We start from the raw sequence: 23285 nt of genomic DNA, 5'->3' as shown, positions 1-23285 counted from the left end.
TCAACCCTTCTGCGTAATAGTGACTTTGCGACCTGAGGTGCCACCTGCGCGGCCGCCCTTCGGGTTAGACTTTGAGTTCAAAGACGTTCCCATAACGCGATTGACCCCGGGCAAAGACGAGGGTTCGGCACTATTTCCGACGACATCCAGGGCCGCTGTTTCAGCCTGTTCAGCACCGGGTATCGGAATGTCGACGCCGGGCACATAAGACGCCATCAGATCGTATAGTGCTTCTGGTGGGCAGACCATACGCAGCGCGTCTGCCACGGCAGGTTCTTCGACAATTCCACCAGGTTTCGAGTACTCACCGGCCGCTGGTCCCACCGCAGCCAACGGTCCCTCGCCACCGCCGGTCGTGCCGGTAGTATCCTGTGCAGACCGCAACGAGGCTTGAACTGCCTCTGAAAACCTCTCATCCCACGGTAAGCCGGCCTGATACCGCGCGTAGTCATAGGCACGCAACGGGCGCAGGATGTCAGGTTCATGCAGATCCCAAATTTTGCAGCGTTCGGCATCCGAACCGCTGCGCCGCAATATGCCGTTGACCGCCCGCCGAGCTGCCTCGTTCGCGCCTTCCATAGTGGCGAGATCGGTATAGGTACGCACATAGTCTGACGCCAAAAAGAAATTCTGGATCAGCGTGGCCGCGTTCGGGCGCAGGCGCCATGTATTGATACGGTTGACCAGCAATGGCTCGACATTGGTCATGCGAGACGGATGTTCCGGGTCGGCCACGATATCGGGATCGAGGAACCAATAGTGCATATCCTCGTCCCGCAGAATGGTCTGGCCATCCACATTGAGGCTGCGCTTGAGCTGTGCCCAGACTTCATCTGCAATTTCGTCGCGGGTGCAGTTGCGCGCGGTCTTGCCATTCATCCCGGGCTTATCCCACTCCGAGATATCGATAGACAGCAAGCCCTTTGTTTTACCCTCGGCCCAATTCTCGAAGTTGATATCGGGCCAGAACTGTTTTTGCGACACTGCGGTCAGGGCCCAAGGACTGTCGATAAAGATCACATGACCATGGGTCAGTTCGACCTCTTTTGTCAGGTAATACTGGATGCCATTCATCCACTGCACGTTTTCGGCCAGCAGTTTCAGCTTGGCCAAGGCGGGGTCAATGGCAGTCATGGCAGGGGTCACAAGTGGGGCGATCCGTTCGATCGGCAAGGCGCTGATGAACCAATCTCCGGTCACGGTTTCCTGCCGCCCGTCGCGTTCAACCGTCGCGCTGACAATGCGCCCGTCCTGACATTCGATCCCGGTTACTTTCGAGTCGAACTTGTAGACCACCCCTTGGCTTTCAAGGTAGTTGAGCCAGGGTTGTATCCAGACCAGATTGGTCGGCCCATTCAGCAGCCTATTACAATGAGGCTCGGGTGTGGCAATGCCCATCTGCAATTGGATGGCGATGTCACCAACGGTCTTTGTGCTGGCCGTATTCGCCTTGGCCGCCACCAGGGATCGCGTCAGGCCGATGGCCAGGAATTTCTGGTATGCTTCCGATCGGTCGTCGGCACCAATGAAATCCCACCAGCCCGTGCGTTCATATTCGTCATCGCGGCGCTCTTTGCACGAAGTGGCGATGCGCCACATGCAGCTGAGGAAATGTTCGACATCTTCAAAACCAATCTGGTCTCGAGGCGAGATCGTATAGGCAAAGGTCTTAAGTGCATCGGCGAATTCTTTCAAAGATCGTGGAAACCGCTCGGGTACGATGATGCCGGGCTTGTCAAACTGGCAGACAAGAACTTGGGTTGTCGGCATTAGATTGTCGTAACAGGTCCCCTTGTCGTAGTAGGGCGTGCGCGCCATCGTATCGGTGATATGCCGGTAGAAATTTGGAAAGAACCGGAACCCGTGCTCCCCAGGTAGCCATGGGCGTTTGACGCCGGGCGGGAAATCAGCGCCGTCCATATCAACCCATTGCTGCAATGCTTTGATATGCTTGGCCTTTGACCCGCGATCATCTTCGCTTTTCATCACGGGGATGCTGCGCGCCTTGCCGCCCGCAATCAGCTGGCGTTCGTGAACTTCAACTTCAAAGCCACGTTCGATCAGCTCATGCGCGGCGCTCATCCCGCCCACGCCTCCGCCCAGTATGACGACCTTCTTAGCCATCGGATGTTCCTTTCGCGGAATAGACGTCAAAACGTAGAGTCACATCAGACAGGCTGGCCTGCCCAATCCCAAATCCCTGCACCCGGTTCAACCAAGTATAGCGCGCGTTTGACGTCAGATAACGAGACGCGATGCGCACCGGGGCGGTGGCTGGCAACTGCCCCTTGCAAAGCGCAGTGAAACCAGATTGCCCAAAGTCACAGATACCGCTATCATCGAACATGATCGGCGCGCCACCATCTGAGGGTTTGATCATCGCTTTGGCATGCAGGCTCCCAACACCGTCCGGACGGACCTGCATCCAATCACCGCCAACGGGTTCTATTGTGCCGTTCAGCTTTGAGCCCGTGACGGTGCCGCCGTCGCGGATTGCAAAATGCAACCAAACGCCATCCGGGGTTTCGCCCGTTGCATGGAAATTCGCCTCAAAGGGCACAACGAAATGCGCAATATGTTCCAGAGACGGTGACGGTTGATCCGCCTTTGTAATCTTGGCAGGTTCAGGCTTCGCTGTCGGCTGTTGGCCCGGGTCGACCTCTCGTCCACTCGCGGTCAGAACCGGTCGCCATGCCAAAGGATGCCCTTTCATGGCCATTGGCAAAGCTGCTGCAAATTGCTGCATTCCAGTCTTTGGATCACAGCCTACAGGCCACCCCCGGACCGCGCGTTCCGGCCCGCCGTTTTCCGAGAAGATCAGACGCAGCGTGTCATGTGATGACACGGCGGGTCCTGCCTCAACCAGAACCCGTTGTACACCACTGGCCACCTGCGTGACCGCCTCGGACCAACGCAGAGTAACCCCTTTATCGGTGAACTCGCGCATGACCATGTCCAGATCAGAACGAGATTGTGGTGACGGCCTCGCCTTCTTTGACCCTCAGGCGGAACTTCTGCTGGACACGGAAGATATTGTCACCATCGGCCGAAGTTTGCAGATATTTCACCGAGATATCCGATGGCACGACGATCTCAATCGGTGCACCTTGCAGCGAGACCAGAATGGCCTTGTCCTCTGGAATAGCGCCCGAACGCAGCAGCGGACCATCCAGGAACGGCAGAATGCTGTCGCGCGGCAAAACCATCGAGTTTGGCAAAGGCGTCGTAATTGCCCGGAACAGAGTGTTACCCATCACACAAGCAAATGGCCCCAGATGCCCTTCGGTTTCCAGCTTGTTGATCCCGGCAACAACCGCCTGAAAGACTTCGTCCCCAGTCGGTGTAGCCCCGGCTTTGGTGCCTGTGGTCGGGTTTTTTGCCCCTTCTTGCAACAGGCCATCATACTTGCCGCCACCGCTGACCGTGTAAACTTCGGGCAGCTTTTCGGGGCCTGCTGGAGTCGGGCCTTTACCGGTGCCGGGTTGGCCGTTGAAAACGATTTGATCTTCGATGCGGGCAACTACTGCGGCTGCGCGGCGGAACATGATCTGAGCTGCTGACAATTCAGGATCCGACATCTGGGCGTTTTTAAGATAAACATTGACCGACACTGTCGACAATCGGGTTGTGTCGTAGTCATTCACGACAAAGCGCTTTGCGGCCCCGCCCGGCGATGCGGCAAGTTCAAGACTGTTCAAGGGAACGGCTTGGGTGTCGGCGGGCAGAGGCCCATAAAGCGGCAGGAAGCTGGCCGCAACACGCGCGCGCAACGCTTCATCGTGAACAACCTGACTTATGGTACTCCACTGCTCTTGACTCCAATCAAGTGCTTCGGTCATCAAAAATCCCTCCTGTTGGGACTGCTCAACTAATATTGGCAGCTTTATCAATTGTTGTTTCAGCGCTCAGCGTTTCCAACAGCCGCCGGGCACGATCTTCTAATACAATGGCACCCGTATCTTGGGCCAATTGTAGCGCAGTTTCCGCTTCGGACATAGCTTTGTCTATATCGCCCAGAGCGGCAAAGGCCTTAGCCCGGACGCGGTGATATTCAGGCTTGTTCAACAGCTCACCACGGGTCCATCCGGGCTGGCAAACACGTTCAAGCCGGTCCAGCGCCTGTTCGATATTGCCCTGATCGATTTGCAGTTCTGACAAAACGATCTGGTTTTGCGGGAAGGTAAAATTGCCACCCGCGTTCGAGACCATGTCCATATAGGTCTCAACCCGCGCTGCACCGCCGTCGACATCGCCCATTCCCGCCTGCGCAAGGCCCATATAGATGTCCTGCATCGCGTGCAGATACAGAAACCCTTCTTCATCCGCTATCTGACGGGCTTCTTTCATCGTTTTGTCCATCCGTTCCCATTCACCCGCATAAGGCAGGAACATCGAACAAGCGCCCATGATGTAAACCAGATTGGGCGCGTGTTTCAGGGATCGGCTAATCTCGATAGATTCCAGACGGGCGGCTTCGGCCTCGTCAAACTGGCCCAATTGCCACAACAGGCAGCCCCGGATCGCATGCAGGGACGCGGCGGTCGAGGACTGCGTCATTGGAAGCGTCGCAGCATCCAGTTCCGGCGAGATCAGATCAAGCCCCCGTGCGACCTGAGCCTGGCACGCTTCGAAATCACCTTGAAAGTAGTGTGTGAAACTCAGTGCGCGCGCCGCAAGAACGTTGGTAACGGGGTCCTTTGCCACGCTTGCCATCCCATCAAGCGCCTGCCCCATTTCCATCGCGCGATTCATTTCGCCAGCCACGAAGAAATGGGTCCAGCGGCAGAAGGTGGCCGCAAACAGCGTTTCGCCGTCGCCAAGCGCCTGCGCTAGTTCCATGGCGCGTGCGGCGGTTTGGGCAACCTGATCCGAGGACCAGCCGTAGATCGCCATATAGGCAGGCAGTACGTTCATCTGAACGCGCAATTCCAGCCCATCCCGTTCGGCGGCGCCGGGCAGCGTTTCGATGTTCCGCAGTGCGGCCCGGAAGGCCGATATGGCAGGTAGGTTCGCAAGCCGCGACAGCGCCTGTTCCCCGGCGGTGACCCAATGCGTCACCGCTTCATCATTCAGCCCGCCAAGATCGCAGTGGTGGGCAACCGTATCCGGGGCGGGTGTGCCAAAGGCCTTGTTACCGTCCAACAGAGCCCGAGCAATCTTCAGATGGATCTTCTCGCGGTCATCACGCAGCAACGAGCTATAGGCGGTATCCTGAACAAGCGCGTGATTAAATGTATATGTGGCGGTGCCTGCCTTGCTTGTGGCCAGCACCAGCCCGGCGGCCATCAACTGGATCAGAGCCGCATCCACATCGGTATCATCCGGTGCAACAGCACGGATCATCGGCGCGGTGAAGCTGCGGCCGATCACCGACCCAAGCTGCGCAATCGGTTTCGCATTTTCCATGCGGTCAAGACGTGACATCAGCGAGTCTTGCAGAGTCGTCGGGATGCTCAGGGCATCCAGAACAGCGGTATCGATCGGCGCGTCCTGTGGCAGCTGATCCAGAACGGCCTTGGTCATTTCCTCGATATAAAGCGGAACGCCATCCGCCTTTTCGATGATCTGCCTGATCAAGATCACTGGCAGGCTGCGCGGTTCCGCTACGCGACGCACCAGTTCAGATGCTTCGGTTTTGCCCAGAGGGGTCAAGTCAATGAACTCTGCCCGACCAGCAAAATGCTCGGGCGGTTGGTATTCTGGGCGGTGTGACATGACCACAAGGATCGGGAATTGTTCCAAAACGCCGAACAGCGCATCCAGCGCATCCAGTGTTGTCGCATCCGCCCAATGCACATCTTCCAATACCAGCAGCATCGAGCCGTTGTAGTCGCAGATGCTGGCCGTGCATCGGATCAACATGTCCAACGACATGCGCGCCTTTTTCATCGGGTCGGATTCTATTGGTGCTTCTGTGGCAAGGCCCGCAAGGTCCAACAACAGGGGAACATCTGCTTCGGTCAGCCGGGTCGAGCGTTCAGCAAACTTCGAGATCGCAGCGCGAACGTCTGTTTCGTCAGACCCATGGCGTGACAGGCTGCGCAGCTTTCCCTGAAGCGGATGTAGCGGCAAACTGGCCAGATGGGGCACACATTGCAGCGTAATGGGTTCAGTGCCCAGAGTTTCGGACAGTGATTTTATCAAACGCGACTTGCCAATTCCCGGCGCGCCGCCAACAAAGGCCAATTGACCTGTGCCAGCCTTCGCACGCTCCCACAGGTCCGTCAGCGTCGACAGATGGTTCTGTCGAGAAACAAGCGTCACAGCCGATGGCCCTGACCGCGCATCAAAGCGGCTGGATGACAGTGTCTCGGACACCACGCGATACACGGTGCGTTCGTTCTGAAACCCTTTGAGTTCGTGACTGCCGCGCGGCTCGAATTCGAACGTGCCTTTGGTCAGCTGCTGCGTTTCCGAAGAAACGATTACCTCGCCCGGATTGGCAAGCCCTTGTAGGCGTGAGGCCAGGTTTGCAGTTTCACCGACAAGAAAATCCTCTGTCCCCAGGCTTTTTGAGGTGACGACACCCACAACGACAAGGCCCGTGGCAATCCCGGCGCGCAGATTCAGGTTTTCACCAAACTTCGTATCCAGATTCTGCACAGCTTCGATGGTTTCCAGAACGGCCCGAACCGCACGTTCGGCATCATCTTCCATCGCTTTGGGGTAGCCGAAATACATCATGATCCCATCGCCCTGGCGATACGCCAGATGGCAACCATGCCGTTTCATCGTACCGATGGCCGTATCCAGATACAGCGTCATGATCTGCATCAGCTCTTCTGGATCATAACGCTGAGCCAGTTGGGTTGACCCCACCAGATCGCAAAATACCAGCGTCAACTGGCGCCGTTCCGCCACGCGAGAAACCTGCGGGTCATCCGCAATATCCAGTGTTTTCAATGCGATCTGAGCTTGGCGAAAGCGCTTTCGCTGACCTACCGTCAGGCCCAGATCGCGCAGATCAGGATCGGTCAGATCATCGAGAATGTCATCCGAGACTTCTTCTTCGGCAAATCGGGGCAAAAACTCTTCCAGCCCGGCCTGGGCAAGGACTTTGCCAAGACGGGTTGAATGGGTGACAAGTTTTGTCATGACCCCTCGCCCATGTTAGTGTCCCCCTGCTGACGCTCGCTCTTTGCGCCAGAATATCGGCAATACCCCACCGAATCCATATTTTTGGAAGAGCGTATTTCCAAACGTGTCGACGTATCTTGCAGAAGTTACAGGAAATTTCCAGACTTTAAGTTACGCGAACGTCAATTCACTAAATATTAGTGACTTATGCATCGACGTTATTCGATATTGCAGGATCGATGCCGATTCTTCTGCAAGTCCGGGTCTGGATGACGGGGTTTGTTTTTTGCCCAACCGTCTTTCCTAACCTGCACGAAACCTGCACGAAAGCCCCCCGATCCCTACGCGCACAGATCGGTAAAGCTGCATTTGGCATGGGCAGGTTTGCCAACAATCAGACTGGCAAACAAGGGGCAGAACATGAGGCAAGAGCTGATCATCCAAGGCGTTCCCGACCGCATCAAACGCGATGCGTGGTGGTTGGAAACGATCACCACACCGCAGCAAGATCACCCTCGCAGCACAAAACCAGACGGCGCATTGCTCAGCGCGGTTCGTATTCAGCACGCGATCCCGGTGTTGGCGGCGCTGATCACATTAGCGGATTGGTTGTTTTGGAAGCAGCCACTGGGCATTTCGATTGCGGTGTTTGCGGTGGTTCTGTCAGCTGCGATCATGTTTGCCAAACGCGAACGGCCCAGCAGATCGGAATGGATTTGGGCAATCGGATTTACTGCTTTATGCAATCTGCCGGTGGCGATTGATCTTCAATTCCTGTCGGTGCTGTTCAGTCTGGGCGGCGTTATCTGTCTGGCGGTTTGGGTTGTTTATGGTGGAAAGTCGAATGAAGGCGCAGCAGTGCGGTTGGCGTTCCGCTTGCCGACTATTGGCGCTGCTATGCTGATCCGAGACGTCCTGTCGGAAAAACACGATGTCAATTTGGGCACGGGTCTGCGAAGCCACGCAGCGTCATTGCTGTTGCCGCTGATCATGGGGGTGGTGTTTCTGGCCTTGTTGGCCATCGCAAACCCAGTGCTTGAAAACGTGATTGAGGCGCTTGATCCGGGGTATCTGCTTGCAAGCGAGTTCTGGTTTCGCGCCTTGTTCTGGGGCATATGTGCCTGTCTGATCTGGCCTTACCTGAACCTCAGCGACCCGTGGCTGGGTCCAAGGACCCGCCAACCTGTTGCTCCGATGGCCGGGCCTGCCCGATCCGCTTTCTTGATCAACCCGGCGTCTGTGCGCAATTCGTTGATGCTGTTCAATCTTCTGTTTCTTGTGCAGACGGTCATGGACCTTGGCATCCTGACCGGTGGCGTCGCGCTGCCCGAGGGAATGAGCTATGCGACCTATGCCCACCGGGGCGCCTATCCCTTGGTCGTGACCGCCTTGCTGGCAGGGTTGTTCACCTTGGCAACCCACTCCATGATCAGAACCGACGCAACGCTGCGGGCGCTGGTCTATTTGTGGCTTGCGCAGAACGTGTTTCTGGTGGTGACCGCAGCCTTTCGATTGCAATTCTATGTTGAGGCCTACGCACTGACCCATTTGCGGGTCGCCGCCTTCATCTGGATGGCGCTGGTGATGATTGGGCTGGTTCTGACCCTGTTGCAAATCCACCTGGGTCAAACCCGTGTCTGGCTACTGCGGCGGTGCTTTGTGGCGACGCTGGTCACATTATATGCCTGTTGCTTTGTAAATTTTGCTGAAATCATTGCCAACTACAACCTGCGTCACGGAGATGTTGCTTCACGCGATGGTTACTACATTTGCAACCTGGGCACTGACGCTTACCCCGTCATCCACGCCTACGAGCTTGAGACCAACCAACAGCTGTGTGGCAGATCTATGCGCTACGCCCTAAACCGAAACCGTATCGACACATGGCGCGAATGGGGCTTTCGGAGATGGCGAATCCAAGCCTATTATCAGCAACACATCTAAAGGACCGCGTTTGATGCCCTCTCGCATTCTTGTCGTCGATGACGACCCCAATATCCTGGACGTGACCGGGATCGCGGTTGAAAAAGCCGGTTATGAGACCCTGTTTGCCACTGATGGCGTCACAGCGCTTCAAAGCAGCCAAACAGAAAACCCTGACCTGATCGTTCTGGACATTGGTCTGCCTGAGAAAGACGGGTTAGAAGTGTGTCGCGAAATCCGCAAAACCTCGGATGTGCCGATCCTGTTCCTGACGGCGCGTGATGATGAGGTTGACCGGATTGTCGGCCTGGAAATTGGTGCTGATGACTATCTGACCAAACCATTCTCGCCGCGGGAGCTTGTGGCGCGCATCCGGGCCATCCTGAAGCGCACTGGATCGTCCAGCCCGCCGACGGAACAGGGGCTGGTGCACGGTGATCTGGCGCTTGATCCTGACCGGCATCTCTGTCGGTTTGGCGCGACTGACGTGGCGTTGACCGGGTCGGAATTCAGATTGCTGGCGACGTTGATGGCCCGTCCCGATCATGTTCTGTCGCGCGCGCAATTGGTGGACGCGCTTTATGGCTATAACATTCACGTCTCGGATCGGACCATCGACAGTCATATCCGCAACATCCGGGCCAAGTTGACTGCTGTCGGATGCGCCGAGGGGATCGTGACGGTGCATGGTGTCGGCCTCAGGATGGGTTCATGCACCTCCGGTTAGCGCGCAGATGGCGCCCCCGCCTTTGGACCGTGGTTCTGCTGGTGCTGGCAATAGTCCTGTGTTTACCGTTTGCCGGGTTGATCCTGTTCCGGTTCTACGACAGTCAGCTGGTACAACAAACCGAGGAAAGCCTGCTGTCCCAAGCGGCGGTGATGTCTGCCACCTTTGCCGAGCTTTATGCCGAGCAAACAGGGTCGCAAACGTCCGACACGGGGCCAGGCGCAAGCTATGACCCGGTCTTCCCGTCGCTGTCGGTCAATCGAGAGACGATCCTGCCGCCGCGCCCGGATGCGACGCAGGTTTCTGCGTCATCCGGACGGGTATATCAGGCGATCGCTGCGCCACTGACCCGTATCTCTGACGCGGCACAGGCGCGCACGCTGGTCGGGTATCGGTTTCTGGACACCGATGGCAATGTTTTTGCCGGTACCGCCGAGATCGACAAGGGACTGGGCCATGTGGCTGAGGTGCAGCTTGCCCTGTCTGGCGAAACGGCCTCGGTCGCGCGGACACGACTGCGCGAGGACCGGCCCCCTGCCCTTTATACTCTGAGCCGCGGCGCGCGTGTGCGGGTGTTTGTTGCCATGCCGGTATTCAACGGCGAAACGCTGATTGGTGCTGTCTATCTCAGCCGGACACCGAACCATATTTTCCGTTTCCTCTATGGTGAGCGGTTCAATCTGATCAAGGCGGCGGCCTTTGTCGCGCTGTCGACCGCGCTGATCGGCTATGTTTTCTGGCGCTTCATCACGCAGCCCATTCGGCTGTTGATTCAGCGCAGCCAATCCGCCGGGTACGGAGGCCAACCGTGGGAGCCGCCCGATCAACTGGGCACGCGTGAGCTTGAGGATCTGAGCCGCAGCTTTCAGTCTCTGACTGAGCGTCTGCAAAGTAAACAGGATGCGCTGAAAACCTATACGGCCCATGTGACCCATGAGCTGAAATCGCCGCTGACTGCGCTGAAAGGCGCGGCTGAGCTGTTGCGCGACGACGGTTTGCCCAAATCCCAAAAGCACAGGCTCTTGGATGCTGTGGACAAAAGCAGCACGCGGATGGAGGATTTGCTGTCAAACATGCGCGCCTTCAGCCTGGCCGATCAGAGCGCCCTGACCGGAACCTGTTGTCTGGAAGATATCGCCGCCGAGTTGAGGCAGGCCTTTCCGCAACTGACGCTGGAGATTGAAAACAACATCCAGCCTCTGCCGGTCGATAAAAGCACCCTGTCGATCATGCTGACCCACCTGTTGCAGAACGCGCATCAACATGGCGCAGGCCGTGTGCGCCTGAGTATCAATCAGGCGGGTCTTAGAATCGAGGATGATGGTCCGGGGATCAGCGAGGGGAATGTCGAGAAGGTGCTGCAACCCTTTTTCACAACGCGCCGGAACAGTGGCGGCACCGGCATGGGCCTGAATATCGTCAAAGCGACCGCCGAGGCGGTTGAGGCAGAGTTGAGCGTGGGTCCAAGCCAGGAAGGGGCCTGTTTCCTGATCACATTCGATCAGAAATCTGCCTGAAAGTGACAGAGGCATTCGGGCGCATTCGCCATCAGCGCATGACAAACGGGTCCGGGATCGGGTCGTCGCTGGTGCGCAGCCAGACGGATTTGATCTTGGTATAATCCAGCGCCGCTTGCAGGCCGCCCTCGCGCCCATGACCGGACAGGCCGTGGCCTCCGAACGGGGCGATGGGGCTGACGGCACGATAGGTATTGACCCAGACGATGCCCGAACGAATGGCGCGGATCATGCGATGCGCACGTGTCAGGTTCTGCGTGAACAGGCCCGAGGCCAGGCCGAACTGTGTATCGTTGGCAATGTTGATGGCTTCGGCCTCGGTCTCGAACGAAACAACCGACAAGACCGGGCCGAAGAATTCGTTTGTCAGGCTATCGGCGTCCGGCACGTCCGAACAATCCAGAATAGTGGGTGGAAAATAGAACCCATCCCGGTCAATCGGGTGCCCACCAGTGATCAGCCTGGCCCCCTGTGCGATTGAGCGCTGGATCAGGTCGACCGCGTGATCGCGCTGGCGCAAGGTGCAAAGCGGGCCAACCTCTGTGCTCATGTCATCGGGCGTGCCGATCACGACCGCATCGGCTTTGGCCTTGAGCCGCGACAGGAATTCGTCCTTGATCGAGGCCTGCACAACAAGGCGAGAACCCGCCACACAGCTCTGCCCTGTTGCCGCGAAAATCCCCGAAACCTGCGCGTTTACGGCGCTTTCGATTTCGGCATCCTCGAAAACGATGAACGGTGATTTTCCACCCAGCTCCAGAGAGGTCGAGGCCAGGTTTTCAGCCGAATTTCGCACGATATGGCGCGCAGTCTCTGGCCCGCCGGTAAAGGCCACATGCGCCACTTTCAGGTGGCTGGTCAGGGTGGCCCCCACGACCGGCCCGCCGGTGATGACGTTCAGCACGCCTTTCGGAAAGCCCGCCTGATCGAAGATGCGGGCAAATTCCAGCATCGGGGCTGGCCCCTCTTCCGAGGCTTTCAGAACAACGGTGCAGCCTGCCACCAAGGCAGGGCCGATCTTGACCGCCGACAGGAACAGTTGCGAGTTCCACGGCACCACCGCCGCCACCACGCCGATGGGTTCGCGGCGCAGCCAGACCTCCATATCCGGTTTGTCGATGGGCAGATGCGCCCCTTCGATCTTGTCGGCCAGTCCGGCATAATAGCGATAGTAGTCGGCGACATAGGCAATCTGGGCCGAGGTTTCGCGGATGATCTTGCCGGTATCGCGGGTCTCCAGTTCAGCCAGACGCGGGGCGTTTTCCGCGATCAGATCAGCCAGCCGATACAGCAATTTACCCCGAGCAGTGGCTGTTATCCCCGCCCATTCAGACGCGCAAAACGCACGATCTGCGGCTTCGACAGCCTGATTGACATCTTCCGCACTGGCCTCGGGCATTTTTGCCCAAACCGCGCCGGTTGCCGGGTCCAGACTGTCAAACTGCGCCGCACCGTCCGAGAACGCGCCGTCAATATACTGTTGAAACCGCTGCATCTTTCGGCACCTCTTTATTGAAACGCCGGCATGACGTCTTTGATAAACCGCTCAAGCGAGGCTTTCTTACGCTCGAACGGCATGCTGGAATCGATCCAGAACGAATATTCGTCATACCCCAACGCCTGGTAATTGCGCAGACGGTCGATCACGCTGTCAACCGTGCCGATGACCAGATCGCGTTCGATGTTTTCAGGGGAATAAAACGGATGCGCCTCGATCTCTTCCTCGCTCAGCGGATCGATCAGACCTTGCGTGATCTCACGTTTGTTCATGAACCATGCACCGAAGTAGTTGTAAAACCGGTTCAGCTCGACCGCCGCCTGTTTCACATCCGCCTCGTCGCTGGCCACATAGGTGTGCATCAGCAACATGATGCGCGGGCGCGGAATGTCGGGGAATTTGGCGCAGGCGTCGTTGAATTTGGACATCAGGCTTGTGACCTCTTCATCGCCGTTCCACAGCGGGGTCACCTGCACATTGCAGCCATTTGACACTGCGAACTCGTGGCTGTTCGGATCGCGTGCCGCAACCCAGATCGGGGGTCCATCCTGTTGCACCGGCTGCGGGGCTGAGGTTGTTTTGGGGAATTCAAAAAACTCGCCTTTATGTGCGTAATCCCCTTGCCAAAGGTTCTGAACGGCAGGGATCAACTCGCGCATCCGCTGCCCGGCTTCCCAGGCATCCATACCGGGCATCAGCCGTTCATATTCAAAGCTGTAAGCGCCCCGCGCGATACCCAGATCCAGACGGCCATCCGTGATGATGTCGGTCATTGCCGCCTCACCCGCCAGTCGGATCGGATGCCAGAACGGGGCGATGATCGTGCCGGTACCCAGACGCAGGTTTTTGGTGTGACGCGCCATATCGACCAGATTCAGGAACGGATTCGGCGCTATGGTGAAATTCATCCCGTGATGTTCACCGGTCCAGACTGCGTGCATGCCACCGTCGTCGGCGATTTTACACAGCTGGATGAACTCATCGTAAAGCTGCTTCTGGTCCTGATCTTCCGAGATCCGTTCCATATGCGCAAAGAGCGAGAATTTCATGCGCCTTTACCTCCTGCCGGACAGCGGCTTGACCTCACCGCTGACCTCATTGCCGTAATACACCCCAAAGTTCCCGAGCTGGCTTTCCGCTGCAAACCGCTCCAGCATTGTACAGAGTGCCGGATCAGAGACATCCATCAGCGTCGAGGCTGTGATCTCGGTGAACACACCGTTTGCCGGGTCGCCGCTGTCTGCCTGACACAAGAACGAGATATGTTGCTGTTTGCGCGCTTCATCCTGAAAAACCGAGTAAATGAACCCGGGCTCGGCGTGGATGCCGCTTTCCCGGATCAGCTGCGCGAGTGCAGCATTTGCACCGCCCGCCACATCATCGGTTTTGGGAATGGTCAGGTGACCGTTGCCATCATCCTGCAACAGGATTTTGCCATCCCTCTCGATCAAGGCGGAAACCACCATGTCAGACCGTTTGCTGAGTGCCCGCGCCTCGGCCGCTGGTGTGACATAGGCGCCGCGCGCATATCCCAGACCCGGCGCGATATCCTGATCAAATGCTTTGACCTGACCGATCAGGATCAGGTGATCCCCAGCATCAATGGTCTTGTGCATCTCGCAGTCAAACCAGGCAGAGACGCTGTCCAAAATGGGTGAGCCATGGGGGCCCGGTTGCCAGTCAACGGTTGCAAACCGATCCTCGACAGGGCGGGCAAAGGTGTTGGACACTTCGATTTGTGCCTCGGACAGGATGTTGATGGCAAATTGCTTCGTTGCGGCGAAGCTTTCGTAGTTGCTGGAGGTATTGGCCAGACAGACCAGAACCAAGGGCGGATCCAGCGAGACTGAAGTGAAAGAATTCGCGGTATAGCCCAACGGTTCCCCAGCATCGTCATGGGTGGTGACAACAGTCACCCCTGTCATGAAACTGCCAAAGGCGTTGCGTAGCGCGCGCGGGTCATCGAGTGTGCTTGGGTTAAATTCAATCATGTCAGCACGTCCTGTTCAGTTGGCATATGCAACCAGTCGGTCAGGGCTGCGTTGACCTCATCCGGTGCCGTGAGGTTTACCATATGCCTGTGGTTTTTGATGATCACGGCGCGGCCATTGGGGGCCGCACTGGCCATCGCATGCGACATTGCGGGGGTGGAGTTCGGGTCGCTCTCACCGGTCAAAGCCAGCAGAGGGCATGTGATCTTGTCAAACCGTTCCGCATAAAGCGCATCGCCACGGGCAAACGCATCGTAGGCTGTTGCGTAGCCGGCGATATCCACCTCCGACAGCCACCCTGCCACATCCTTTCGGGCCTGTTTTTCCATGGGGGTATCCCCAAACCAGCGTTGCAAGGGTGTTTCCAGATCGAACGATCCAGCCCTGATCTGTTCAGCCCGTGCGACGACTGAATCACTGGCCGCTGTGTCGCGACAGAATACGCCGTTCAGCAGTGCAACGCGCGCAACGCGATCGGGGTGGCAAACTGCAAAACCGCCTGCAATCAGGGCACCCATCGAGTGACCGGTCAGGTTCACCTGCTTTAGCTCAAGCGCATCGACAACGGCGCGCAGCCAACCAACAAAGACCGGAAGCTCCGAGCCTGCGGGGATCGGGTCGCTGCCCCCGTGTCCCGGCATATCCAGAGCGACCACATGGTGCGTCTTCGACAGCGCTTGGATCTGCGGGGTCCAGGCCGCCGACTGCATGCCAACCCCGTGGATCAGCACGACGGGTGCGCGAACCCGCGCATGGGTCTGTCCCGCCTCGCGGTATGAGACCTGCCCGAAGGGTTCAGACAGCTGCAGGGTTGTCGACGTCATGACCCAGTTCCTTCAGATCCTGATACCGGTCGCCAATGCGGTGATGCGGACGGCCCCCGATGGAGGCCCCTAATGCGATCATGATCTCATCAGGTGCGGGGGCATCCGCCACCTGCAGTTGAATGGTCAGATAGTGACTACGCCGCCCGCCATCGTTCTTGTCCATCAGCGGGATTTGCATCGCCGCATTGGCCGGACCGCGTGTGTTGGTGAACGCCAGATAGGATTTCGCGCCTACGGCCTCGCGGTAGAAATTGCCAAACCGCAGCGTGTGGATCAGGGCCGAGCCGTGCTCGACCTCGCCATTCACACCAACGATGGCGGCTTTGCCATAGCCTTCGACTTTGTCGCCACCGCCAGCAGCCTCCAGCACCATGTCGGTCAGCATCTTGCCTAGACCCGGCGCGCAATCGTGGATTTCGGGCTTTAGGTCGTCAACAAAACCGCGCCCGGCCCAGGGGTTTCTGATGACTGCAACGGCAGCAATCATCTTAAGCGGTGTTTCCGCCACCTTCCCCCCTTCGATCAGGGTGTTCTCAACATGCAGCAGGGTTTTGCGGATTTCGGCGGGCATTTGGCAGGTCCTTGCGATTCGATACAGAAGAAGATGGTATACCATCATACAAACTGTCAATCATACCTTGTGCAGAAATCACCAAACCGCTACTGCTTTGGCTATGGCAGCATCGAAACTGACGAAGATAGATCACCCTCCGGCTACCTTGCGCGACATGGTGCAGGAGAGGATGCGCGAGGCGATCATCGAAGGTGCGTTCGAGCCCGGCGAGCGGCTGGTGGAACGTCCGCTTTGTGACCAATTGGGCGTCAGCCGGACGGTGGTTCGCGAGACCATCCGATATCTCGAAGCGGAAGGTCTGGTAGAGATTCTGCCGGGACGCGGACCGATCGTCGCGATCATGACCTGGGAGGATGCGCGCCAAATCTATGATATCCGCCGCATGCTGGAAACCGCAGCCGCCGAGAACTGCGCACGCAACATGACCCCGGATCGTGAAAAGGCACTAAGGCATGCTCTGGACCGCCTTAGACGCGGGTTCAAGGGCAAAACCTCTGGCGCCGTGTTTCGCGCCACGGCGGATTTTTATTCCGAGATTTTTGACGGCGCGGGGCATCATATCGCCTGGGATATCGTCCAGCGCCTGAATGGGCGGATCAGCCGCCTACGCATGATGACCCTGTCGTCTAAAGACCGAGATCAGCCCGGTATCGCGCATATGGAACAGATTTGCGAGGCCATCATCTCGGGCAATCCTGCCGCCGCCCGCAAGGCGGTCGAGCGGCATCTGGATGACACCACGAGAATCGCGGAACGGCTTTTCGCGTCAGGTCCATGATCCACAGCCATTGGTTTGGATGATTGGTGCGGCACGCTTCTGGTCAGATATCCAGCGTATGCTCTTTCTCCCAGCGAGAGAAATGGCTGACGAATGAGGTCCATTCCTGATGTTTCATCTTCAGGTATGCTGCAGAAAACTCTTCGCCCATCGCGGTTTTCAAATCGGCGTCCCTGTCATACTCGCGCAGAGCATCCAGCATGTTCAGTGGCAATCTTGGTGCGTTCTCGACTGTGTGACCTTCGGCATACATGTCGATGTCATAGCGCGGTCCCGGATCGGCTTTGGAGCGGATGCCGGACAGACCCGCGGCGATGATAACCGCCTGCAGCAGATAGGGGTTCGTGGCCCCGTCGGCCAGGCGCAGTTCGAACCGGCCCGGGCCGGGCACTCGGACCATGTGGGTGCGGTTGTTGCCTGTCCAGGTCACGGTATTGGGGGCCCAGGTCGCACCCGACATGGTACGCGGTGCGTTGATGCGTTTGTACGAATTCACCGTCGGGTTGGTGATCGCCGCCAGAGCGCTGGCGTGCTTCATGATACCGCCGAGGAAGTGCTTGCCTTTCTCGCTGAGGCCAACCTCTCCCGTCGGACCGTCGCCCTCACCCGCAAACACGTTGGTTTTCGAACCTGCCCCCGGCGCGTCCCAGACCGAGATATGAGCATGGCAGCCATTACCGGTCAGCCCTTCGATAGGCTTGGGCATGAAAGTGGCGCGGAAGCCGTGCTTTTCAGCCACCGATTTGGTCATGAACTTGAAGAAGGAATGCTTGTCAGCGGTGCGCAGGACATCGTCGAATTCCCAGTTCATCTCGAACTGGCCATTGGCGTCCTCGTGGTCGTTCTGGTACGGGCCCCAACCGAGGTCGAGCATGTAGTCGCAGATCTCGCGCACCACGTCATAGCGGCGCATGACAGCTTGCTGATCGTAACAGGGTTTTTCGGCCGTATCGAACGGGTCACTGATTTGTTCGCCATCGGGGGTCAGCAGGAAGAACTCGGCCTCGATGCCGGTTTTGACATGCATACCTTCGGCGGCGGCCTCATTGATCAAGCGGCGCAGCACGTTGCGCGGGGCTTGGGCCACGTCCTCACCCTCCATCACGCAATTGCCTGCAACCCAGGCAACCTCGGGCTTCCAAGGCAGCTGGATCACCGAGGACGGGTCGGGCACGGCCAGCATGTCGGGATGCGCCGGGGTCATGTCGAGATAAGTGGCAAAGCCGGCAAAACCTGCGCCTTCCTCCTGCATGTCGGCAATGGCCTGTGCCGGAACCAGTTTGGCCCGCTGCCCACCGAACAGATCGGTGAATGAAATCATGAAGTATTTGACGCCTTTTTCTGCGGCGAAAGCAGCCAGATCTGTCGTCATGGTCGGCTTTCCTTTCCCTGTTGGATCAAAAGAAGAAAGGCGCCGCCCGTTGGGGCCGCGCCTTGGTGTTTGTTCAATCAGAACCCGGCCTTTCCGGGGTACCAGTCGGTGCCCGCCAGCGGCACCTTTGCCATGGCCGCTGCCTCCATCGTCAGGGCGCAGAGGTCCTCGGGCTCCAGATTATGCAGGCTGTTATGGCCACAGGCGCGGGCAATGGTCTGCGCCTCAAGGGTCATGACGTTCAGATAATTGCGCAGCCGTCGCCCAGCCTCGACGGGGTCCAGCCGCGCGGCGAGGTCCGGGTCCTGCGTGGTGATGCCCGCCGGGTCCTGCCCTTCATGCCAGTCATCATAGGCCCCGGTGGTAGTGCCGAGCTTCTGATACTCGGCCTCCCATTTGGGATCGTTGTCGCCCAAAGCGATCAGGGCCGCTGTGCCAATGGCCACCGCATCAGCGCCCAGAGCCATCGCCTTGGCCACATCTGCACCCGAGCGAATACCGCCCGAGATCACCAGCTGGACCTCACGATGCACGCCCAGATCCTGCAGCGCCTGAACGGCGGGGCGGATACAGGCCAGCGTCGGGATGCCGACATGTTCGATGAACACGTCCTGCGTGGCAGCGGTACCGCCCTGCATCCCGTCCATCACAACCACATCGGCCCCAGCCTTCACCGCCAGTGCGGTGTCATAGTAGGGACGTGTCGCGCCGACCTTGACGTAGATCGGCACCTGCCAGTTGGTGATTTCGCGCAGTTCAAGGATTTTGATCTCAAGATCATCCGGCCCGGTCCAGTCCGGGTGACGACAGGCTGAGCGCTGGTCGATCCCCTTGGGCAGTGTGCGCATCTCGGCGACGCGGTCGCTGATCTTCTGACCCAATAGCATGCCGCCGCCGCCGGGCTTTGCACCCTGCCCCACAACGATTTCAATCGCATCCGCCTTACGCAGGTCGTTGGGATTCATGCCGTAGCGCGAGGGCAGATACTGATAGACCAGTTTCGAGGAATGACCGCGTTCTTCGGGAGTCATACCCCCGTCGCCGGTCGTGGTGGACGTGCCTGCCATCGACGCGCCACGGCCCAAGGCTTCTTTCGCGGGGCCGGACAGCGCCCCAAAGCTCATACCCGCAATGGTGACGGGAATGTCCAGTTGAATGGGGGTCTTGGCAAAGCGCGTGCCCAAGGTGACCGAGGTATCGCAGTGTTCGCGATAGCCTTCCAACGGGTAACGGCTGACCGATGCGCCCAGAAACAGCAAATCGTCGAAATGCGGCACCTTGCGTTTGGCTCCACCGCCGCGAATGTCATAGATACCGGTGGCTGCCGCGCGTCGGATTTCGGCATTGACCTCATTGGAGAATGTCGCCGACTGGATCGGCATGGTACGCGGGATGTTTTGATCCGAGTCTTTCATTCCGATCTCCTTAGTAAGCGTTGTCGATGTCAAAGTTATAGAGCTTGCGGCCCGAGCCATAGCGCTTGAACTCTTCCGGTCTGGCGTCGCTGTCAGCCCGGCTTAGCAGGTCCCGCAAAAGCTCCAGATGCTCGGGCCGCATCTCTTTCTCGATGCAGTCTGCGCCCAGACTTTTGACCGAGCCACGCACGAACAGCTGTGCCTCATAGAGTGAATCACCAAGCGCATCGCCTGCATTCCCGCAAACCACCAGGTTCCCCGCCTGCGCCATGAAAGCCGACATATGGCCGATATTGCCATGCACCACGATATCGATCCCCTTCATCGAAATCCCGCAGCGTGAGCTCGCGTTGCCCTTGATCACCAGCAGCCCGCCATGCCCGGTCGCGCCTGCATATTGGCTGGCATCCCCTTCGATGATCACCGTGCCCGACATCATGTTCTCGGCCACGCCCGGACCCGCAGAGCCCTCGACCTTGATGGTTGCCTGCTGGTTCATGCCCGCACAGTAATATCCAGTGGACCCTTTGACCGTCACCTCAATCGGCGCATCCAGACCCACCGCAATGGCGTGGCTACCCTTGGGGTTCTGCACCTCCCAGCTGGTCTGGTTGGTCTCAGTGCTTTGTGCCTGCAAGGCCGCGTTCAAGCCGCGCAGACCGCTTTCTTCGACATCATAGACCTGCATGCTAGTGGCTCCAGAAATAGACGGTTGCGGGTTCGGGTTCCCAGACCTTGGCGGCTTGGATGCCCGGCAAGTTTACCAGCGCACGATATTCGCTGCCAAAGGCCACGTATTGATCGGTCTCGGCCATCACTGCAGGTTTGCACGCGATCGGATCGCGGACGACACCAAACCCGTCCTTGGTTCCAACAACAAAGGTGAAGAACCCATCGAGGTCGTCCAGACTGCTTTCCAGCGCCTCCCCCAGGGTCGCCCCGTTTTGCATGCGCCAAGTCAAATAGGCCGCGCCAACCTCGGTATCGTTCATCGATTCGACCCGCACGCCTTCACGCTTCAGCTTTCGGCGTAACGCGTTGTGGTTGGACAGTGAGCCGTTATGAACAAGGCACTGATCTGCGCCCGTGTTGAACGGATGGGCCCCTTCCGTGGTGACGGCGGATTCGGTGGCCATACGCGTATGCCCGATACCGTGGCTGCCGCCCATTGTTGCAAGCCCGAAGCGATCCGCGACATCCTGAGGCAACCCAACCTCTTTATAGATCTCAATCGCTTCGCCATCCGACATGACGCGCAGGCCCGGGCGCAGCGCGCGCACCGCATGACGGGCCCGCTCGACCTTAGCGCTATCCAGGTCCAGAACCGCATGAGTGTCATTCGCCCGTAACGAGATGTCGGCGCCGATTGCGGTGCCAAGTTCGTCGGCCAGGGTTGGGAAATCCTGATTAGGTACATCCGACTGAACCGTCAGCTTTGCGCGCCCATTGGCCTCGGCTCCGTATATTGCGATACCGGCGCTGTCCGGGCCGCGGTCGGTCATTGTGACCAGCATATCCGTCAGCATTGCCCCCAGCTCAGGTTCCAGCGTTTTGTCCTTGAGAAACAGACCGACAATTCCGCACATCCGCTTGATCCCCTGAAATTCTGTCGAACGGACGCTAGCAGTGCGCCTCGTCAAAAGCAACATTGAGAAACTAATTTTCCTGATAGGAAAAACTGGACTGCTAAAATCTCAGACGCTTTAACGCAATCGCCGAAAATTGAAGACCGGATTTAGCCGGTTTGAGGGTATGAGATGATCGACAGATATTTCGCGGGTAGTTTCACCAGAACCTCCGGCCCATGAGGTGCATCGGCATCAAAGAACAACGTATCGCCGGGTTTGAGTGGGTAGATTTCATCGCCATGGCGATAGTCGACCTCTCCTTCCAGCATGTACAGCATCTCGATCCCGTCATGCTGAAAGGTTGGGAAGCGGTCTGATTCCTCGGTCAGCGTGATCAGATAGGGTTCAACCACGACACCGCTGGAATTGGCGCCCAGATGGCCCAGCAGGTTATACTGATGCCCAGCCCGCGTTCCGGCGCGCTCGGTCTCGGCCCCCTCGCCTGCTTTAGTGTGTACGGCGTTTCTGGTTTCCTCATAGCGGCGAAAGAACGAGGTAATCGGGGCACTCAGCGCATCTGCCAGTGCTTGCAATGTGGTCAGAGAAGGCGACGTTGCCCCGTTTTCAATCTTCGACAGCATACTGATCGACAAGCCTGTCAGGGCAGATAACTCGGATATCGTAGTTCCCTGTTGCAATCGAAGCGCTTTGATTTCGCGGCCAATCGCGGTTTCGAGGTTCTTCTCACCGCTGTCGCGCAGCCGGTGCGGATTCTGCGAAAGGGTCGCGTTGTCTTCGCTTATCTTAGCCAAAGTTATTTCCGCTCCATTGATGTTATTTGTTAGCCACGCCCAACCATGTCACATAGTGGTCTACCTTGGGTAGATGGTCTTGAGGGGAATATTTTTTGCATCTAGGTATAAAGCCGACACAGTCTTGTGACGTTTAGGCCCAGACTACGAGTAACGGAGGCTCACATGCCCCAAACAGCGCCACCCCTGAAAGACCTGGGCCTGGAAGGGCGCGAAGAGATTTCCGTCGGCTTTCTTCTGCTGCCCAGCTTTCCGATGGCCTGTCTGTCATCAGTGATCGAACCGTTGCGCGCGGCCAATGAAATCGCACAGAGAAAACTGTTTGTTTGGACACTGTATTCCGAGGATGGCGCGTCGGTTGATTGTAGTGCAGGCATTCAGTTTCAAGCTGGCGGCGCGTTGAACGCTATAGAAAGCGTTGATTTTCTTGTTGTCTTGTCCGAACCCGACGGACAGTTTAATGCGCCAAATGACGTGTCCGCCAAGCTGCGCTACCTGTCGCGCCACGGTACCAGGCTATGCGCAATCAGCGGAGGAGTCTTTCCACTCGCCAAGTCCGGTGTCCTAGACGGGCAAACCTGTTCTGTCCATTGGCTATATCGTACCGCGTTCGAGCACGCTTTTCCTCAGATCGAGGTTAGCGATGATGTGATTGCCGTGAACCAGCGCAGCTTTACGGCCTCGGGCGCGGCAGCGGCCTTTGATCTCACGTTGCATATGATCGAAACAACCTTGGGTGATGCAATCATGACCGAGGTTGCGTGCTGGTTCCAGCATCCCGCGATCCGCAGCCCGAATATCCGCCAGAAAACCCCGACCTTTCAGACCGATGAAACCGCTGATCATCTACCAACCGTGGTCTCACATGCGGTTCGACTGTTTTCCGAGAACCTTGAGTTTCCGCTGACAACGCGCGAAATCGCGCAGCAGGTTGGCGTATCGGCCCGCCATCTTGAGCGCAGCTTTCGCCAAGCGGTGGGCCAAAGCCCTGGTGAATACTATCGGCAGCTGCGCCTGCGCGCGGCACGGCAACTGGTGATCTATACGCAGGATTCGCTCACATCCATCGCGCAGGCGGTTGGCTATACCAACCCGACCTCGATGTCGCGGCAATATGCCGAGCAATTTGGCGCCTCACCCCGCCAGGATCGTCAGGCGCGTAATCAGTTCCGGCATACGCGCGACAGCTTCCTGCACTGAATGCGG

19 protein-coding genes are annotated in these 23285 nt (G+C 57.9%); 5 read left to right on the top strand and 14 right to left on the bottom strand.

Annotated features, from left to right (window positions below; genetic code table 11):
• The 4 genes from ACR0JE_RS10240 to ACR0JE_RS10225 are packed head-to-tail and all read right to left on the bottom strand — an operon-like array spanning nt 1 to nt 7095.
• Nucleotides 1-2124 (bottom strand): hydroxysqualene dehydroxylase, encoded by a 2124-nt coding sequence (locus ACR0JE_RS10240; protein WP_480864085.1) that lies wholly within the window; start codon nt 2122-2124, stop codon nt 1-3.
• Entirely contained in the window at nt 2117-2947 is an 831-nt protein-coding gene (locus ACR0JE_RS10235) for a DUF3237 domain-containing protein (RefSeq protein WP_480864084.1), read from the bottom strand. Before ACR0JE_RS10235 ends, ACR0JE_RS10240 begins: the two co-directional genes overlap by 8 nt.
• Nucleotides 2948-2960: 13 nt before the next feature.
• Nucleotides 2961-3839 (bottom strand): encapsulin, encoded by an 879-nt coding sequence (locus ACR0JE_RS10230; RefSeq protein WP_480864083.1) that lies wholly within the window; start codon nt 3837-3839, stop codon nt 2961-2963.
• A gap of 25 nt (nt 3840-3864) precedes the next feature.
• A complete protein-coding gene (locus tag ACR0JE_RS10225; protein WP_480864082.1) occupies nt 3865-7095 on the bottom strand; it encodes an adenylate/guanylate cyclase domain-containing protein in 3231 nt (1076 codons plus the stop codon).
• 402 nt (nt 7096-7497) lie between these two features.
• Between ACR0JE_RS10225 and ACR0JE_RS10220 the strand changes: the two genes are divergently transcribed.
• Genes ACR0JE_RS10220 through ACR0JE_RS10210 form a run of 3 tightly spaced genes read left to right on the top strand, consistent with a single transcriptional unit; the run spans nt 7498 to nt 11244 of the window.
• Nucleotides 7498-9021 (top strand): DUF4153 domain-containing protein, encoded by a 1524-nt coding sequence (locus ACR0JE_RS10220; RefSeq protein ID WP_480544706.1) that lies wholly within the window; start codon nt 7498-7500, stop codon nt 9019-9021.
• Between the two features lie 13 nt (nt 9022-9034).
• On the top strand, nt 9035-9727 hold the full coding sequence (locus ACR0JE_RS10215; RefSeq protein ID WP_480864081.1) for a response regulator transcription factor: 693 nt from the start codon (nt 9035-9037) through the stop codon (nt 9725-9727).
• Nucleotides 9712-11244, top strand: coding sequence for a sensor histidine kinase (locus ACR0JE_RS10210; RefSeq protein ID WP_480549570.1), 1533 nt, complete (start codon nt 9712-9714; stop codon nt 11242-11244). The genes ACR0JE_RS10215 and ACR0JE_RS10210 overlap by 16 nt, the downstream gene beginning before the upstream one ends.
• A 31-nt stretch (nt 11245-11275) precedes the next feature.
• On the opposite strand, the gene ACR0JE_RS10205 is transcribed toward ACR0JE_RS10210, so the two are convergent.
• Genes ACR0JE_RS10205 through ACR0JE_RS10185 form a run of 5 tightly spaced genes read right to left on the bottom strand, consistent with a single transcriptional unit; the run spans nt 11276 to nt 16131 of the window.
• Complete coding sequence (locus ACR0JE_RS10205) at nt 11276-12739, bottom strand: aldehyde dehydrogenase (RefSeq protein WP_480864080.1); 1464 nt, start codon at nt 12737-12739, stop codon at nt 11276-11278.
• Between the two features lie 14 nt (nt 12740-12753).
• Entirely contained in the window at nt 12754-13791 is a 1038-nt protein-coding gene (locus ACR0JE_RS10200; protein ID WP_480864079.1) for an LLM class flavin-dependent oxidoreductase, read from the bottom strand.
• Nucleotides 13792-13797: 6 nt separating this feature from the next.
• Nucleotides 13798-14733, bottom strand: coding sequence for a flavin reductase (locus tag ACR0JE_RS10195; protein ID WP_480864078.1), 936 nt, complete (start codon nt 14731-14733; stop codon nt 13798-13800).
• Nucleotides 14730-15557 carry an alpha/beta fold hydrolase gene (locus tag ACR0JE_RS10190; protein WP_480544700.1) on the bottom strand — a complete coding sequence of 276 codons (828 nt, stop codon included), beginning with the start codon at nt 15555-15557 and terminating at the stop codon, nt 14730-14732. Before ACR0JE_RS10190 ends, ACR0JE_RS10195 begins: the two co-directional genes overlap by 4 nt.
• Nucleotides 15529-16131: an amino acid synthesis family protein gene (locus ACR0JE_RS10185; RefSeq protein WP_480544699.1), complete on the bottom strand. Its 603-nt coding sequence runs from the start codon at nt 16129-16131 to the stop codon at nt 15529-15531. The genes ACR0JE_RS10190 and ACR0JE_RS10185 overlap by 29 nt, the downstream gene beginning before the upstream one ends.
• Nucleotides 16132-16234: 103 nt before the next feature.
• On the opposite strand from ACR0JE_RS10185, the gene ACR0JE_RS10180 reads away from it, so the two are divergent.
• Nucleotides 16235-16912, top strand: coding sequence for a GntR family transcriptional regulator (locus ACR0JE_RS10180; RefSeq protein ID WP_480544698.1), 678 nt, complete (start codon nt 16235-16237; stop codon nt 16910-16912).
• 43 nt (nt 16913-16955) lie between these two features.
• Here the strand turns inward: ACR0JE_RS10180 and glnT are convergent, their stop codons facing one another.
• The 5 genes from glnT to ACR0JE_RS10155 form a co-directional block, all read right to left on the bottom strand.
• On the bottom strand, nt 16956-18284 hold the full coding sequence (gene glnT, locus ACR0JE_RS10175) for a type III glutamate--ammonia ligase (protein WP_480864077.1): 1329 nt from the start codon (nt 18282-18284) through the stop codon (nt 16956-16958).
• A 77-nt stretch (nt 18285-18361) separates the two neighbouring features.
• Entirely contained in the window at nt 18362-19699 is a 1338-nt protein-coding gene (locus ACR0JE_RS10170; RefSeq protein ID WP_480864076.1) for an FMN-binding glutamate synthase family protein, read from the bottom strand.
• Between the two features lie 10 nt (nt 19700-19709).
• Nucleotides 19710-20387, bottom strand: a complete 678-nt coding sequence (locus tag ACR0JE_RS10165) for a protein GlxC (protein ID WP_480864075.1) — start codon at nt 20385-20387, stop codon at nt 19710-19712.
• Between the two features lies 1 nt (nt 20388).
• Nucleotides 20389-21285, bottom strand: coding sequence for a class II glutamine amidotransferase (locus ACR0JE_RS10160; protein WP_480544694.1), 897 nt, complete (start codon nt 21283-21285; stop codon nt 20389-20391).
• Between the two features lie 149 nt (nt 21286-21434).
• The gene (locus ACR0JE_RS10155; RefSeq protein ID WP_480864074.1) at nt 21435-22079 is read right to left on the bottom strand and encodes a helix-turn-helix domain-containing protein; all 645 of its coding nucleotides are present in this window, start codon (nt 22077-22079) and stop codon (nt 21435-21437) included.
• A 165-nt stretch (nt 22080-22244) separates the two neighbouring features.
• Here ACR0JE_RS10155 and ACR0JE_RS10150 point away from each other — a divergent pair, with 165 nt between their 5' ends.
• Nucleotides 22245-23279 (top strand): GlxA family transcriptional regulator, encoded by a 1035-nt coding sequence (locus ACR0JE_RS10150; RefSeq protein WP_480864073.1) that lies wholly within the window; start codon nt 22245-22247, stop codon nt 23277-23279.
• The last annotated feature ends 6 nt before the right edge of the window (nt 23280-23285 follow it).

The organism is Ruegeria sp. H3, from assembly GCF_056533095.1.
Note: the sequence above shows the minus strand (reverse complement) of the source record. Positions and strands in the feature narration are given on the sequence as shown.